The organism is Acidovorax sp. Q11 (assembly GCF_054950075.1).
Genome location: NZ_JBUDZG010000021.1, coordinates 1 through 15,773, shown reverse-complemented (window position 1 = coordinate 15,773; position 15,773 = coordinate 1). Strand labels below are relative to the sequence as shown.

At 64.0% G+C, this 15,773-nt stretch carries 12 protein-coding genes; 7 read left to right on the top strand and 5 right to left on the bottom strand.

What is annotated here, in order from left to right:
- The first annotated feature begins 5 nt into the window (after window positions 1-5).
- Window positions 6-563: a 6,7-dimethyl-8-ribityllumazine synthase gene (locus ACYZGB_RS16065; RefSeq protein WP_462389697.1), complete on the top strand. Its 558-nt coding sequence runs from the start codon at window positions 6-8 to the stop codon at window positions 561-563.
- A 115-nt stretch (window positions 564-678) separates the two neighbouring features.
- On the opposite strand, the gene ACYZGB_RS16060 is transcribed toward ACYZGB_RS16065, so the two are convergent.
- Complete coding sequence (locus ACYZGB_RS16060; protein WP_462389695.1) at window positions 679-2,274, bottom strand: methyl-accepting chemotaxis protein; 1,596 nt, start codon at window positions 2,272-2,274, stop codon at window positions 679-681.
- A gap of 299 nt (window positions 2,275-2,573) precedes the next feature.
- On the opposite strand from ACYZGB_RS16060, the gene ACYZGB_RS16055 reads away from it, so the two are divergent.
- A complete protein-coding gene (locus ACYZGB_RS16055) occupies window positions 2,574-4,220 on the top strand; it encodes an ankyrin repeat domain-containing protein (protein ID WP_462389693.1) in 1,647 nt (548 codons plus the stop codon).
- A 69-nt stretch (window positions 4,221-4,289) separates the two neighbouring features.
- Here the strand turns inward: ACYZGB_RS16055 and ACYZGB_RS16050 are convergent, their stop codons facing one another.
- Both ACYZGB_RS16050 and ACYZGB_RS16045 read right to left on the bottom strand, forming a co-directional pair.
- Entirely contained in the window at window positions 4,290-5,564 is a 1,275-nt protein-coding gene (locus ACYZGB_RS16050; protein WP_462389692.1) for a CaiB/BaiF CoA transferase family protein, read from the bottom strand.
- A gap of 167 nt (window positions 5,565-5,731) precedes the next feature.
- A complete protein-coding gene (locus tag ACYZGB_RS16045) occupies window positions 5,732-6,928 on the bottom strand; it encodes an acyl-CoA dehydrogenase (RefSeq protein ID WP_462389690.1) in 1,197 nt (398 codons plus the stop codon).
- Window positions 6,929-7,109: 181 nt separating this feature from the next.
- Here ACYZGB_RS16045 and ACYZGB_RS16040 point away from each other — a divergent pair, with 181 nt between their 5' ends.
- Window positions 7,110-8,054, top strand: a complete 945-nt coding sequence (locus ACYZGB_RS16040) for a LysR family transcriptional regulator (protein WP_462389689.1) — start codon at window positions 7,110-7,112, stop codon at window positions 8,052-8,054.
- An 87-nt stretch (window positions 8,055-8,141) separates the two neighbouring features.
- Window positions 8,142-8,357, top strand: coding sequence for a hypothetical protein (locus ACYZGB_RS16035; protein ID WP_291469747.1), 216 nt, complete (start codon window positions 8,142-8,144; stop codon window positions 8,355-8,357).
- Window positions 8,358-8,422: 65 nt separating this feature from the next.
- On the opposite strand, the gene ACYZGB_RS16030 is transcribed toward ACYZGB_RS16035, so the two are convergent.
- On the bottom strand, window positions 8,423-9,991 hold the full coding sequence (locus ACYZGB_RS16030; protein WP_462389688.1) for a tetratricopeptide repeat protein: 1,569 nt from the start codon (window positions 9,989-9,991) through the stop codon (window positions 8,423-8,425).
- 378 nt (window positions 9,992-10,369) lie between these two features.
- On the opposite strand from ACYZGB_RS16030, the gene ACYZGB_RS16025 reads away from it, so the two are divergent.
- The 3 genes from ACYZGB_RS16025 (at window position 10,370) to ACYZGB_RS16015 (ending at window position 12,876) form a co-directional block, all read left to right on the top strand.
- Window positions 10,370-11,251 carry a DUF6279 family lipoprotein gene (locus tag ACYZGB_RS16025; protein ID WP_462389686.1) on the top strand — a complete coding sequence of 294 codons (882 nt, stop codon included), beginning with the start codon at window positions 10,370-10,372 and terminating at the stop codon, window positions 11,249-11,251.
- A gap of 97 nt (window positions 11,252-11,348) precedes the next feature.
- Window positions 11,349-11,528: a hypothetical protein gene (locus tag ACYZGB_RS16020; protein ID WP_063462633.1), complete on the top strand. Its 180-nt coding sequence runs from the start codon at window positions 11,349-11,351 to the stop codon at window positions 11,526-11,528.
- A gap of 166 nt (window positions 11,529-11,694) precedes the next feature.
- Complete coding sequence (locus ACYZGB_RS16015) at window positions 11,695-12,876, top strand: tyrosine-type recombinase/integrase (protein ID WP_462389684.1); 1,182 nt, start codon at window positions 11,695-11,697, stop codon at window positions 12,874-12,876.
- An 859-nt stretch (window positions 12,877-13,735) separates the two neighbouring features.
- Here ACYZGB_RS16015 and ACYZGB_RS16010 read toward each other — a convergent pair.
- On the bottom strand, window positions 13,736-15,445 hold the full coding sequence (locus tag ACYZGB_RS16010; protein ID WP_462389682.1) for a DUF262 domain-containing protein: 1,710 nt from the start codon (window positions 15,443-15,445) through the stop codon (window positions 13,736-13,738).
- Window positions 15,446-15,773: the final 328 nt, after the last annotated feature.

Here is a 15,773-nt window from a genome sequence, read left to right as displayed (position 1 = left end):
AACCCATGAATCAGTCTTCTTCACCTTCCGTTTCCCCCCTGGCTCCCGTCGCCGCCCACCGTGGCGCCCGCGTGGCCATCATCAGTGCCAGCTGGCACCAGGACATCGTGCACCAGGCCCGCGACGCGGCCCTGGCCGAGTTTGACCGCCACGGCCTGCCCCCCGCGCAGGTGGCGCTGTTCGACGTGCCCGGTGCGTTTGAGATTCCGCTGTTGGCCCGCAAGCTCGCGCGCAGCGGGCGCTACGACGCCATCGTGGCCTGTGCGCTGGTGGTCAACGGCGGCATCTACCGCCACGAGTTCGTCACCACCGCCGTCATCGACGGCCTGATGCGCGTGCAACTCGACACCGAGGTGCCCGTGATGTCGGCCGTGCTCACCCCGCGCGACTTCCACGACCACGAGGACCATGTGCGCTTCTTCCGCGAGCATTTTGTGAAGAAGGGCACCGAGGTGGCCCAGGCCTGCCTGCAGACCATGGCCTACCTGCGCAAGCTGGCATCGCCCACGCTGGCCACCCCCCAGCAGGCCAGCCCTGCGGTGGCCGAGGCCGTAGCAGCCTGAGCGGGCCTGGCGCCACTCTCTGCCACGCCCGTCAACACTGTATTGCTATAAAATATATAGCTATAAAGACATGATGGACGCGCGGTAACGGCTTTTTTTATCCATAGAAAGCCGCTCAGGTCGCGGCCAGCCGGGGCTGGCGGCCCACGGGCGCCGTGGGGTGCGCGAGGACCGGGGCATCCGTCTCTGCCAGCCGGAACACCGCCACCGCCTGCACCAGCTGCTGTGCCTGCACCTTCAGGCTGTCGGCGGCGGCGGCACTTTGTTCGACCAGTGCCGCGTTCTGCTGCGTGGCCTGGTCCATCTGCATCACGGCCTCGCCCACCTGGGCTACGCCCGCGCTCTGTTCGCTGCTCGCGGCGCTGATCTCGCCCACGATGTCGGTCACGCGGCGGATGGAGGCCACCACCTCGGTCATGGTGGCACCCGCCTTGTCCACCAGCGTCGTGCCTTGTTCCACGCGCTCCACGCTGGCGTGGATCAGGCCCTTGATCTCCTTGGCGGCTTCGGCGCTGCGCTGCGCGAGGTTGCGCACCTCGCTGGCCACCACGGCAAAACCCCGGCCCTGCTCGCCCGCACGGGCGGCCTCCACGGCCGCGTTCAGCGCCAGGATGTTGGTCTGGAAGGCAATGCCGTCGATCACGCTGATGATGTCGGCGATCTTCTTGCTGCTGTCGTTGATGCCCTTCATGGTGGTCACCACCTCGGCCACCACGTCGCCACCCTGCACGGCGACGGTGCTGGCGCTCGCCGCCAGCTGGTTGGCCTGGCGCGCGTTTTCGGCATTGGCCTGCACGGTGGAGCTGAGCTCTTCCATCGATGCCGAGGTTTCCTCCAGCGCGCTGGCCTGCTGCTCGGTGCGCGCGCTCAGGTCGTTGTTGCCCTGTGCAATCTCGGTGCTGGCGGCGGCCACGCTGTCAGCGTTGTTGCGCACGTTGCTCACCACGCGCGACAGGCTTTGCTGCATGGCATGCAGTGCGTTGAGCAACTGGGTAACCTCGTCCTTGCCCTGCACATGCTGCGCCACCGTCAGGTCGCCCCCGGCCACGGCCTGCGATACGCGCACGGCGTTGTCCAGCGGGTTCACCACCGTGCGGCTGAAGGCCACGGCCCCGGCAATGCCCAGGGCGCACACCACCAGCATCACGCCCAGGCTGATGGTGGTGGCGCGCTGCGCGGTGGCGGCGGCGCGTTCGGCCACCTCGCTGCTGGCCTTGGCGATCAGGTCGCCCGCCTGGTCCAGCAGCTGCGAGGGCTCGCGGTCCATGCCCGCCACGGCCTTGTCACCCGCCTGCGGGTCGTGGTCGGCGGCCTTGAAGGCCTCAAACCCCTTGCGATAGGCCGCACCCATGCGCTCATGCGCCTGCGCAAACTGGCTCACGCGCTCGCGCCCATCGCCCGGGGGTAGGGCGGCCATGAGCTTTTGCGCCTCGTCCTTGATGGCCTTTTCCTGCTTTTCAAAGGCTGTCCAGTAGCGTGTGAGCTGGGCCGGGTCTTTGCCGCGCAGCAGCACGTTTTTCCACTCCTGCACCTGCACCTTGAAGTCGTTGAGCATGGTGGCCGCGAGCCGCTCGTTCTCGAAGCTTTGCGCCACCGTGGTCTGGTAGGTGTCCAGCGCCTGGTTCAGGCGGCTTATGCCAAACAGCGCCGCAGCAAACAGCAGCAGCAAGGCCACCGTGAAGGCGAGGGGGAGCTTGAGGCTGAGCTTCATGGCGGACTCCTTGGTTTGTGGCAACCAGCGTGGGGGAGTAAAGAAGACTGCAGATAGGCACTACAAACGCCGGTGGGGCGGCGAAATGGGGTGTCTTCACCGCATTGTGGAGCGTTTGTAATTTTTTGTACAAGCATTTTCCTGGGCGGCGCGGGTAAGATCCCGCGCTGCGCGGACGCAAGCCGCGCCCGGGCCTGCGGACAGGGTGCAACCCACTTGCCGACTCCCAGAGAGACCGTTCTTTCCCCTTTGTGCTGCCGGAACTGCAGGCCGTCGGCGTTGTATGCACGGAGGTTCTCGTGAAACGTCTTCCCCCTCGGCCCGATCTGGGCCATCTCAAGAAACAAGCCAAAACGCTGCTGGCCGAGGCCCGCGCAGGCGATGCCGCCGCACTGGCGCGCCTGGCGCCACTGGCCTTGCCCGCAGGCACCGACCTGCGCCTGCACCACGCGCAGTGGTGCCTGGCGCGCGAGCATGGCTTTGCCTCGTGGCCGCAGTTCCAGGCCTTTGTGCTGGCGCGCCGCGCGCTGGTGGACGACCCTGCGCGTGCCACGCTGCTGTGGCTGCGCCTGGTCTATGCAGGCGACATCGCCGGTGGCAACCACACCGCACGGCCCGCGCTGGCCGGGCAGCTCTGGACCGAGGGCGCCGTGCCGCAGGCGGAGCAGGACATCTGGCTGGCCTGTGCCGTGGGCGATGTGGCCCGGCTGCGCGATCAGGTGGCGCGCGACACCGCCTGGGTGCACCAGCCCGGCGGGCCGCTGCAGCTGCCGCCGCTGCTCGCCGTCACCCATTCCAGCCTGGCGCGGCTGCCCGCGTTTGCCGACCGGCTGCAGGCCTGCGTGGCCCTGTTGCTGGAGGCAGGCGCTGATGCGAACCAGCGCGTGGGCAGCCGCTGGCCTCCCGCATCGCTGCAGGCGCCCGATGTGTCGCACCCGCTGTCGGCCCTGTACGGCGCGGCCGGTGCCCACCACCACGCGGGCATCACCCGGCTGCTGCTGGAAGCGGGCGCCCACCCCAACGATGGCGAGTCGCTGTACCACGCGCTGGGCAGCCTGGAGTGCACGCGGCTGCTGCTGCAGGCGGGGGCGCGTGTGCCCGGCACCAACGCGCTGCACCGCGTGCTCGATATGGACGACCTGCCCGCGCTGCAGCTGCTGCTGGCCCATGGCGCGGACCCCAACGAGCCCCTGGGTGGCAGCGCCCCCGGCGCCGCGCCGCTGCTGTGGGCGCTACGCCGCCGCCGGTCGCTGGCGCATGTGCAGGCGCTGGTGGCAGCAGGGGCAGACCCGCAGGTGTGCACCGCCGAGGGCACGCCTGCGCACCTGCAGGCGTTGCGCTACGGCTTGCCGGATGTGGCGGCCTTTTTGCGTGGCCTGCTGGGTGTGGTTGACGTGCCCGCCGACGAGCGTTTTGTAGCGGCCTGCGCGCAGGGCGACGAGGCCCAGGCGCGTGAACTGCTGGGCACGCAGCCCGGCCTGGTGCAGGGCTTGTCGCCCGCCCATCGGCGCCTGCTGCCCGAGCTGGCCGCGCAGCCGGGCTGCGGCGATGCCGTGCGGCTGATGGTGCGCCTGGGCTGGCCCATCGACACGCCGGGTGGCGACTGGGAGGGCACGGCGCTGCACCACGCGATCTTCCGGGGCGATGCGGCGCTGACCCGCTTTGTGCTGGAGCATGGCGCGCGCTGGCAGGCGCAGCACGGGTTTCAGGACAACGCCTGCGGTGCGCTCGCCTGGGGTTCCATCAACACACCGGAGCCAGGCGGCGACTGGGCGGGTTGCGCGCAGGCGCTGCTGGACCATGGCCTGCCGCCCGCTGCGCCGGACCCGAATGGGTCGGATGCCGTCTGGCTGGACGGCCGCCTGATGCACTTCTCTGACGAGGTGACGGACTGCCTGCTGGCCGCTGCAGAACTACCGGTGCAGTCCGCGCAGCCAGCGCAGTAACCCCAGAAAGACCAACGCCCCGCATCCTGTCGGAGCGGGGCGTTGTGGCGTGGATGGAAAAGCGCGCCGCTACACCACGCCCTGGTCCCGCAGCGCGGCAATGCGCGTTGCGTCCAGCCCCATCTCTGCAAGCACTTCATCGGTGTGCTGCCCCAGCGCAGGTGGCGCATTGCGCAGCACCGGCGGCGTGGCCGACAGGCGCAGAGGGCTGGCCACGCCGGTGATCTGCTGCACCTTGTCGGTGGCGGCCTCGCCGTCCTTCCAGCGCGGCAGCGTCACGGCCAGGCCACGGGCCTGCACCTGCGCGTCGTCAAACGCCTGGGCAATGGTGTTGATGGGGCCGCAAGGCACGGCCTTGTCTTCCAGCAGCGTGATCCAGTCGGCCGTGGTGCGCGTGAGGGTCACGGCCTCCATGGCGGGGATCAGCGCAGTGCGGTTTTGCACGCGCAGTGTGTTGGTGGCATAGCGCGGGTCGCTGGCCCACTGGGGCTGGTCGGCGGCGGCGCAAAAGCGCTGGAACTGCCCGTCGTTGCCAATGGCCAGCAGCATGTTGCCGTCGGCGGTGGGGAAGTCCTGGTAGGGCGCGAGGCTGGGGTGGCTGTTGCCCATGCGCCCGGGCGCCTTGCCGGTGGCGAGGAAGCCCGACGCCTGGTTGGCCAGCACGGCCATGCCCACGTCGAGCAGCGCCATGTCGATGTGCTGGCCCTGGCCCGTGCCGCTGGTGGCGTTGTCACGCACATGCAGCGCGGCCAGGATGGCGTTGCTGGCATACAGGCCGGTGAAGAGGTCGATCACGGCCACGCCCACGCGCATGGGGCCGCCGCCGGGCTGGTTGTCGGCCTGGCCGGTGATGCTCATCAGGCCCGTCATGGCCTGCACCATCAGGTCGTAGCCTGCGCGCTCGGCATAGGGCCCGTCCTGTCCGAAGCCGGTGACGGAGCAGTAGATGAGGCGCGGGTTGAGTGCGCGCAGGCTGTCATGGTCCAGGCCGTATTGCTTGAGGCCACCGACCTTGAAGTTCTCCACCACGATGTCCGCCTCTTGCGCCATCTGCCGGATCAGCGCCTGGCCGTCGGGCGAGGCCATGTCGATGGTCACCGAGCGCTTGTTGCGGTTGCAGGCGGTGTAGTAGCTCGCCTGGTTGGTGTCGTTGCCGTCCGCGTCTTTCAAAAAGGGCGGGCCCCACTGGCGCGTGTCGTCGCCCACGCCGGGGCGCTCCACCTTGACCACATCCGCGCCCAGGTCGGCCAGCACCTGGGTGCACCAGGGCCCAGCCAGCACGCGGGAGAGGTCGAGCACCTTGATGCCTGCGAGGGCGCCAGCGTTGGAGGGGGATGTGGACATGTGAATACTATTAAATTGATAGCTATAAAGGCATATCCAGAGCGCGGAGAAGGCCTGAAAAGCTTGAAGTTTGCAGAGCGTGCCCTGTTCAACTCCCTCTCCCGCGAGGGGAGAGGAGAGGGGGGCTCACCGCCGCAGCGAGCAGCGGGAGAGAGGGCCTTCCTACCTCAGTTCGAAAACGCGGCGATGCCCGTCTGGGCGCGGCCCAGGATGAGGGCATGCACATCGTGCGTGCCTTCGTAAGTGTTCACCACTTCCAGGTTCACCAGGTGGCGGGCCACGCCGAATTCGTCGCTGATGCCGTTGCCGCCCATCATGTCGCGCGCCAGGCGGGCAATGTCCAGCGCCTTGCCGCAGCTGTTGCGCTTGATGATGGAGGTGCCTTCCACGCTGGCCGTGCCCGCATCCTTCATGCGGCCGAACTGCAGGCAGGCCTGCAGGCCGATGGCGATCTCGGTCTGCATGTCGGCCAGCTTCTTCTGGATGAGCTGGTTGGCAGCCAGGGGGCGGCCAAACTGCTTGCGGTCCAGCGTGTACTGGCGGGCGGTGTGCCAGCAGAACTCGGCCGCACCTAAAGCGCCCCAGGCGATGCCGTAGCGGGCGCTGTTCAGGCAGGTGAACGGGCCCTTCAGGCCCTGCACTTCAGGGAAGGCGTTTTCTTCGGGCACGAACACATCGTCCATCACGATCTCGCCGGTGATGGAGGCGCGCAGGCCCACCTTGCCGTGGATGGCAGGAGCGGTCAGGCCCTTCCAGCCCTTCTCCAGCACAAAGCCGCGAATCGGGCCCACAGCGCCGCCTTCGGACACTTCCTTGGCCCAGACTACGAACACGTCGGCCACAGGGCTGTTGGTGATCCACATCTTGCTGCCCTTGAGCTTGTAGCCGCCATCGACCTTGTAGGCGCGCGTGGCCATGCTGCCAGGGTCGGAGCCGTGGTCGGGCTCGGTCAGGCCAAAGCAGCCGATCCACTCGCCGGTGGCGAGCTTGGGCAGGTACTTCTGCTTTTGTGCTTCGGTGCCGAACTCATGGATGGGCACCATCACCAGCGACGACTGCACGCTGGCCATGGAGCGGTAGCCCGAATCCACGCGCTCCACCTCGCGGGCGATCAGGCCGTAGGCCACGTACGACAGGCCAGGGCCGCCGTACTGCTCGGGGATGGTGGGGCCCAGCAAGCCCACTTCGCCCATCTCACGGAAGATGCTCACGTCCATCTTTTCGTGGCGGAAGGCGTCCAGCACGCGGGGCGCCAGCTTGTCCTGGCAGTAGGCGGCGGCAGCCGCCTGGATGGCGCGCTCGTCGTCGGTCAGTTGCTGGCTCAGGAGGAAAGGGTCATCCCATTGAAAAGCGGCGTGGGCCATATGTGTCTCCAGGTCGGAAAGTGGGGGAAGAAAAGAAACAAATCTGGAACGCATCGTAGGCCTTGGTCTAGTGGCCTGCAAGCGAGTTCTTTTCATCCAGATATGCGTTTGTGGAATGTATGGAATACTTGCCGCAGAAGGTTTCAATGGCTGGTTTTCTTTCCACAAGTTCCTCTTCATCATGCGCCGCAACATTCCATCGACCCAGGCACTGGCCTGTTTTGAAGTCGCCGCCCGCCACGAGAGCTACACCCGCGCCGCGCAGGAGCTGTCGCTCACCCAAAGCGCCATTTCGCGCCAGATCCAGGCGCTGGAGGAATTCTTGGGCGTGCAGCTCTTTCGCCGCACGCGCCACGGCGTGGTGCTGACGCCCGCCGGCGCGCATTACGGCCGCCAAGTGGCGCGCTGGCTGCAGGGGCTGGAGCGCGACACGCTCGATGTGATGGCCCACCAGGGAGAGGGCGGCACGATCGCGCTGGCGGCTGTGCCCACCTTTGCAACGCGCTGGCTCATCCCGCGCCTGCCGCAGCTGGCGCAGGCGCACCCCGACATCGTGGTGCACATCGACACGCAGACACGGCCTTTTTTGTTTGCCGACACCACGTTCGATGCCGCCTTGTATGCGGGCACGCCCGAGCAGGTCGCCAACTGGCCCGGCGTGCAGGCGCAGCTGCTGATGCACGAAGACGTGGTGCCTGTGTGTGCCCCGCGCCTGCTCGAATCCGCCGCGCCCCGGGGCCGGGGCCGCGCGCACCAGCCCGTGGCGGCCGAGGCGCTGGCCGAGCTGCCGCTGCTGCAGCAAAGCACGCGCCCCTATGGCTGGCGGCAGTGGTTTGATGCGATGGAGGTGGATGCGCCGCATGCGCTGGATGGCCCGCGCTACGAGCTGTTCTCCATGCTCGCCGTGGCCGCCACGCATGGCATGGGTGTGGCGCTGATCCCGCCCCTGCTGATCGAGGCCGAGCTCGCCAGCGGCGAGCTGGTGGTGGCCTGCAACCGCCCGCTGCGCGGCGAGCGTGCCTACTACCTCATCAGCCCCGCGCAGGCGCAGCCACCGGTACTGGTCACCTTTGCGCGCTGGCTGCAGCACATGGCCGAAGCGGGTGGCACCCCGGTTGCGGGATGACGCGCTTGCATTGCCCCTGGCGCTGAACTAATCTGGTTGCGCGGAAGTCAGTCTTTCTTTCACCAACCCAGTTGGAGAGCGACCACCATGACCACTTACCACGCTCCGCATTTCGATCCCACCGTGGACGAGATTGCAACCCTCAAGCAACTTGAGATGGGCGAAGTCATCACGCTGCCCCACGCGCTCAAGGACCATGTCTCCGGGCGCCTGCTGGAGTGGGGGTTTGTCACCAAGGGGCCTGGGGGTGAGCTGGCCATCACGGCCAGCGGCCGCCAGCTGATTCGGCGGCAGGACAACTAGAGGGGCATGGGCGGTCACAGGCGGCCCGTCACTTGCCCCTGCCCGTGCCTGTTTCCTGCCGGGGCTCACCCGCCCATCAGCCGCCGCAGCCATGATTTGGGTTTGTCCAGGTCGGCCAGGGTTTCGGCACAGGCCTCGACGCTGAGGGTGTTCCCCTCCAGCGTGTACAGGTGCTGGGCTTTGAGCAGCAGGGCGCGCGCTTCTTCCGTTTTGCCCAGCTGGGCCAGCGCCTTGCCCAGGCCCCAGTGGCAGTAGGGCACGCTGATGTCCTGCGCAATCAACCGTTCAAACCGCTGCGCGGCCTGAGCGGGGTCTCCGGCGTTGAGCAGCTCGGTGGTGTAGTCCAGGGCCACGGCGCCGTCGTCGGGGTGGGCGGCGCACCAGGTGTCGAACACCTGCAGCGCCTCTTTGCTGCGGCCCAGCGCCAGCAGGGCGCGTGCGCGGTGCTCGTGGGGCGCCCACTGCGCGGGCTGCAGTGCCATGGCGGCCTCTGCCACGGCCAGTGCACGCGTGGCCTCGCCCTTGTTGGGGCGGCCGTTGTGCAGCAGGCAGGTTGCCAGGTTGTTATGGGCGCGGTAGCTCTCGGGGTCGTCGGCAATGGCCTGCTCGAAATAGGGGCGGGCGGCGTCGAGATCGCCCATGTTCTTGTAGGTGGCGCCCAGCAGGTTGGCCAGGAACTCGCCCTGCAGCTCCTGGGCCTGCTCGAGCGCCTGCAGGGCCTTCAGTGTGGCGGGGTAGTCGGCGCGGTCGAAGTGGATCGTGGCCTCCAGCGTCAGGTGCTGGGTGGATGTGGGGTCTACCTGTTTCAGGCGCTGCAGGTCGGCCAGCGCGGCGTCAAACTGCTCCAGATCGCGGTAGCAGCGGGCGCGGCCTGCGCGGGGCCAGTCCCAGTCGGGCTCGTGTTCGAGCAGGTCGCTCCACTCGTCGATGGCGTCCTGGTAACGGTCCAGCTTCTCCAGGCAGGCCGCCCGGTTGTGCTGCACATTGTTGATGCGCCCCATCTTCTGGCGCGCAATGTCCAGAAACTCGATGGCTTTGCGGGGGCTCTTTTTCATCAGCAGCGTGCCCAGGTTGTATTCGATGGCCATGTGGTAGCTGTGCATGGGCACCTGTGCAGCGCGGATCAGGGCAATGGCCTCGTCCTCGCGGCCCAGCTCGCACAGCACCTGCATCAGCAGGTTGTGCGCGCGAAAACTCGCGGGGTGCGCCTGGCAGGCCCGCCGGTAGCACGCGGCGGCCTCTTCGGGCGCGTCCAGCGCCTTGTGGACCTTGCCCAGCGTGACCAGCGTGTCCAGGTGCGTGGGGTGCGTGGCCAGCACCTGCTGGCCCAGGCCCAGCGCCTCGTGCAGCGCGGGGCCGCCCTCGGCGTGTGCCAGCAGGCAGCGCACCCAGGCGTTGCCCCAGTGCGTGGCATCCAGCGCCTGGGCGGCCTGCAGGTCCTGGCGTGCCGCCTGCGCGTTGTCCAGCCGCAGGTGGATGCGCGCGCGGGCCTGCAAGGCCTCGCAGGCCGCCGGAAACCGCTGGACGATGGTGTCCGCCAGTTCCAGGTCGTGGTCGTCGATGTCGTCGGCCGCCATCAGGGTGGCCAACAGTTGGTGAAGCTCGCCCGTTGCGGGTGTGGCTGCGGCGGTCATGGCGGTGGATTTCCCTCTCTTGTCTTGGTAAGGCCGAATGTGCCCATCTCCGCATTGGCGCGGGCCCTGGTGCAGCCGGGGCTGCACAGGGGGCTGGGTTCGGCGTCACCCTGGTTTTTGGCGTTGTGCTCTGGGCGCTGCAGATGGCGCGCGCTGTTTATAGAGGCTGTGGGCACATTGCCGCCCGCCCGGGTGGCGCGGATTCGTAAGCAGATGTTCTGCAAGCCCGGTTATGGCCGGGCAACTGCGCGCTTTTTGGGGGCTTGCGGGGCCCCTCGCACGGGCGGCAATTCTGTGGCTCCCGTCCGGGTATTCGCGGGGGCGGGGCGCGCGCCGGGTTCTCGCTCTATCCTGCGGCCTTCTTTGCGAGGTCTGCGCATGTTTCCTCTTCGCACCACCCTGGGTGTGGTCAGCCTGGTGTTGGCCGGCCTGCTGCTGGCAGGCTGCAGCACCGTGAAGCTGGCCTACAACCAGGCCCCACAGCTGCTGTCGTGGCAGCTCAACCGGTACCTGGACCTGACGCAGCCGCAGGCCGAGCGGGTGCGCGACGAGCTGGCCGATCTGCACCGCTGGCACCGCGACACCCTGCTGCCCGAGCACGCCGGGCTGCTGCAAAAGCTGCGCCAGCAGTTGCCAGCCCCCATGTCCGCCGAGCAGGCCTGCCGCGCCTATGCCGACCTGCGAACCCAGGTCGACCAGCTGCTCGCCCGGGCCGAGCCCTCGCTGGTGTGGCTGGCCTCCGACCTGTCCGAAGCCCAGATCCGCAGCCTGCAGAAAAAGCAGTCCGACAGCAACGCCGACTGGAAAAAAGAGTGGCTGGACCCGCCCCCGGACAAGCTGCGCGAGCACCGCTACCAGCTGCTGCTGTCGCGCACCGAAGACTTCTACGGCACCCTGCAAGAGCCCCAGAAGGCCGCGCTGCGCAGCTACATCGCCCAGTCATCCTTTGACCCGCAGCGCACCTATGCCGAGCGCCAGCGCCGCCAGCAAGACCTGGTGCAGGTGCTGCGCAAGATCGCCGCAGAGCGCGGCAACACCGACCAGACCCGTGCGCTGCTGCGCGGCTACCTCGCCCGCCTCAACACCTCTCCGGACGCCGCCTACCAGCGCTACGCCACCACGCTGGTGGACGAAGGCTGCGCCGGGTTTGCGCTGGTGCACAGCGCCATGACCCCCGCCCAGCGCCTGCAGGCAGTGGCCTCCATCGGGGCCTACGAGCAGGACTTCATCACCCTGGCGGCGCAGCGCGTGACGCCCTGACCGGGCTCAGCCGGGGTGGCAACCGGGCAACAAACCGATGGCATTGCCCGCCCGTTGGAGAGATCATCGGGGCTCTTGGCACCTGCAGGAGACCCCCATGAACCAGGCTGTCTATCTGAAGCTCAAGGGCATCGTGATCCAGGACCTCATCAAAAACCCGCGCCGCGTGTCGTTTCACGAGCGGGAACTCAAGAGCGACGGGCTGACGCCGGAGTACCGGCGCGCGGTGGAGGAGGCGCTGGAGGAGTTGCGCGCTGCGCAGCGGCGCAGGGGGTAGACACCCAGGCCAATAAAAAAGTCCGCAAGAGGCAGTGCTCTTGCGGACTTGTTCGTGGCGGGGCCACACTCACAATCCGGGCGCTAACCCGCATGAATGCTAGCGATCTGCCAAGCGCTGGCAGAATGTGCCCCCTTTTGTGCCCCCTGCCATTTCTGGTGCCCCCTTGAAACTCACCGACACGAAGCTACGCACCCTCGCCGAGCCCGGCAAACACTCTGACGGCCTGGGCCTCTATCTCGAAGTAACCAAAGCAGGCGGGCGCTACTGGCGCATGAAGTACCGCTTTGCCGGAAAAGAAAAGCGCCTGGCATTCGGGGTGTACCCCGACATCAGTTTGAAGATGGCCAGGGAGTCGGCTGGCAAGGCGCGCAAGCTGCTCCAAGACAACCAAGACCCCGGCGAAGTCCGCAAGGAGCAAAAGGCCCGGGTCATCCACGAAAACCGCAACACCCTCGAAGCCGTGGCTCGCGACTGGCTTGCGCACCAGTCGGCGCGATGGGAGCCAGTCACGATGGGCCGCATCCAGGCATCGCTGGAGAACGACATTTTTCCGGCGCTGGGTTCCCGGCCTATGGCCAACCTGAAGGCGCGCGACGTGATGGAAGCTGTGAAGGCCGTGGAAGCGCGTGGCGCGACCGACCAAGCGGGCAGGGTGCTGCAGCGGGTCAAGGCCATCTTCCGCTGGGCCATCACACACGAGCGCATCCAGACCAATCCCATGCTCGATCTGGTGCCCTCTGAAATTCTCAAGCCACGCACCGTGCAGCACCGGGCCGCACTGGCAGAGAAAGAGCTGCCCGAATTCATGCGCAGGCTTGCGGCCTACGATGGCGCCGCGTCTATCACGCTGGGACTGCGCATGCTCATGCTCACCGCCTGCAGGCCGGGCGAAGTGCGGGGCGCGCGCTGGGCTGAGTTCGACCTCAAGGCCGCGCTATGGACTATCCCGGCCGAGCGCATGAAGATGCGCGAGGAACACCGCGTGCCCTTGTCCAAGCAGGCCCTCGAAGTGCTGGACAAAATCGACGCCATCAGCGGCGGCCGCGAGCTGGTGTTCCCGAGTCCCTACTACCCCAGCAAACCGCTGAGCGAGAACACGTTCAACTCAGCGCTTGCACGCATGGGCTACAAGAGCATTGCCACCGCGCACGGCTTTCGCGCCTTGTTCTCGACCGTGGCCAACGAACACGGATGGAACCCCGATGTGATCGAGAGGCAACTGGCCCACAAGGAGAGCAACGAGATACGCGCCGCGTACCACCGCACCACGTACATGGCCGACCGCACGAAACTGATGCAGTGGTGGGCCGACTACCTGCAGGCCGCAGGCGCGCGCCAGAGCTGACCACCGCCGCCGCGCACTGAGCTGGCGCGCGCCCATCTACTACCCGACGCCCAGCGGCCGACGCTACGCGCTGCGGCCGGTGGCATGCCGTGGCCAGCCCCAGCCGCCATGCAAGACGACCAAATGCCCTGGCGCGCTGTCGAGACCCCGCCGCGCCTGCTGGCTTCGTGCGTTGATTTCGTCGGGGGTGCCGCTTGGGTGCACCGCTAAGCCTGATGCGGCCTTGCGGGGCGCTGCAGCGCCGCTTTCACTGTCGGGAATCGTCGGACTTTTGAGGCCGTGGGCCGGGTTGTGCCGGAGCCTGTGACGTAACGGGAAGAAGCTTTTTTCAAACTAGAAATGCTTGGAATCAACTACCTACAAACCCACCAATGAAGACCTGTTTGTAGGCTTTGTAGGTAGTTCTTTTCGGGTATCTCAATTTTGAATTGGTATGGGTTCCAGCAGGGTGCAGGCTGGTGTGATGGGCAAAACGCTGGCTCGCGCTTCGAGGGGCGGTAAACCCTTCAAAGCCTACAAACCCCACCAAGCGGCGACCATCCGGAAGGTTTTTCAGATGGCGTCTCCCGGGGTCTCGAATTTGATTTGTTGCCGGTTCCTGCAGGGTGCAGGCCGGTGCCTTGGGCAAAACACTTGCTCGCGCTTCGACGGTCGGTAAACCCTTCAAAGCCTACAAACCCCACCAAGCGGTGACCACCCGGAAGATGGTGCCGCTGGCGTCCCGGTGTCTCAAATTTAATTTGGTGGAAGTCCCAGCACGGTGCAGGCAGGTGCTTTGGGCAAAACACTTGCTCGCGCTTTGATGGTCTGCAAACCCTCCAAACCCTCCAAAGCCTACAAACCCTACTAATTAGGATGTTCAAGAGTTGTCGCCGTATGCCCAGGCCTTGACCGCCAGGGCTGCAAGATAACTCTGACGGTCTTCAATGGCTCCGCGATTCCAATCTTCATAGGAACATATTTTTATAGTTGTTGAAAACTCTGTGCACTGAGAAAAAAGTTCGTCCTTCTTCTCTGCGAAAGATTTTGATCCGACCTTTTTATTCTTTGATTTTGGAACGAGGGCCAGATTTCCTAATCTGTTCACAAAATCCCTGTGCTCATCCTGCAATACCCCCGTATCGTCTGGGTTCCAATGCTGGTTGATATTTTTTGGGAGAATGTGTTCTAGATTAACTTCATCAGGATCGGAATTGACAATTTTCTCTGATGAAGATGTACTGTTTTCGATTTCTGCAAGAATGTAACGTGCTCTTTTAGTATCTGTGACGCTTTTGACTTTGAATGCATCGGCAAACGCAGCATCATTCGGATATATTGGCTTCAGTTGTTTGAAGATATGAGAAGCTTTTGATATTGTTTTTAACCTAATAGGTTTCGGGATGTCAGAGTAATAATTGGCTGCAACTCCGGTTCTTTCTTCTCCGATAAAGTTGTATCGGACTGCCATCACTACCAGTAGTCTCGTGAGCTTTTTAAATTCTTCGGCGGAGAAATTTCCGTATGCTGCCATAAGAATGGGTAGGGCCTGTTGAGCGTCCAGTAGTCGGAGTACATCTATATTTTTCCGTGTTTCTGCTGAGTGCTCATTCCATATTGGACTCGATCCGCTGCGCAACGCTTCATAAATTCGAGATGCTTCGGTTAGTTGATTTGCGAATGTTATGGATTCTTGAGAAGATCCAATTTGATCGCGAATAGACCGAAAAAGACCGGTTGTCGAAGTTCGTCCGTGCATCGAACTCCAGAAGTGATTGAGAAATCGATTTTTTGGATCTGCATCTTGCAGATTTTCTTTGAGGGCAGCCCATTTTTGCTTTACCTCTGGAAGGCCTGTTTTTGCCTTCGAAAACAAGTGATTTTTCAGTAAATCAAGTGTGTCAAGCGACCTTCCGCGATCGTTTAGTGTCTCAAAAATTTGGTACGCATCAGCTTCATCGTTGACACTGAGTATCAGTATCTTCACTCGCTCTCTCAAGTATGTAACTATCGCCAATAATTTTTGACCATCATAGTCATCACCCATATATTTTTTAACTAGGGGGAGCAGAGTGACATAGGAGTTTAGTAATAGGTGATTTGAGTGTTTTTTATGGTACTTTCCTAGTTCTATAGATATTTTTTCTGGTCCAATCTCTTTGGAGATGAAGTTTCGATACGTTTCGCCGTTCTCTTCATTCATTAGAAATTTATCTTCTATTCTCAGCGTAAGAATATCCTTTTCACCAAAAAACCAGTTTGTGAGTAGATCAGCTCTCTCGGAGTCCCCATGCTCTCGGAAGATTCCACGTAGAACGCTTATTATTACAAGCGTTGTGGTTATCCGTTGTTGACCGTCGATAAGCTCGCTTTCGCCTGCAGCGATGTTTTTCACAACCACTGGGCCAATGAAATATTCAGACCTGTGATTTACTATTGCATCAACCAGGTCGTTCCAGAGTTGAGACACTTCATCGGCTGTCCATGCATAACTGCGCTGATATTCTGGAACTGAATTTTTCTTTGCATCGGACAAAAATTTACCAATAGGGACCATTGTGGTGCCGATGAAATTCTCTGATTTACTCATTGCATCCCTCTTTGTGAAGTTGATGGCGAACGTGCATGCTTGAACAAGGTGCAAAAATAGATCATAGACACCTTGTCCTATCGCTAGGTACTTCTATTTAGCCATGCATGTATAGCAAACGTGCAGAGCTTGGCCGCTGCGGAACATTCGCACTCCCCGCCCCTTGACTTGCTGAACCGACTGCGCCAAACGGAGGCCTAGCAGGCTGAAGAAATACTCCCCAGATTCCAAGCCCGTCCTGCCCCACAGCCGCAGGCTGGCTCGCTTTTTTCACATTCCGGGATTAGCGGGCCCAATTGGGCGTTTTATTGCACTTCGGAGGCCGCTT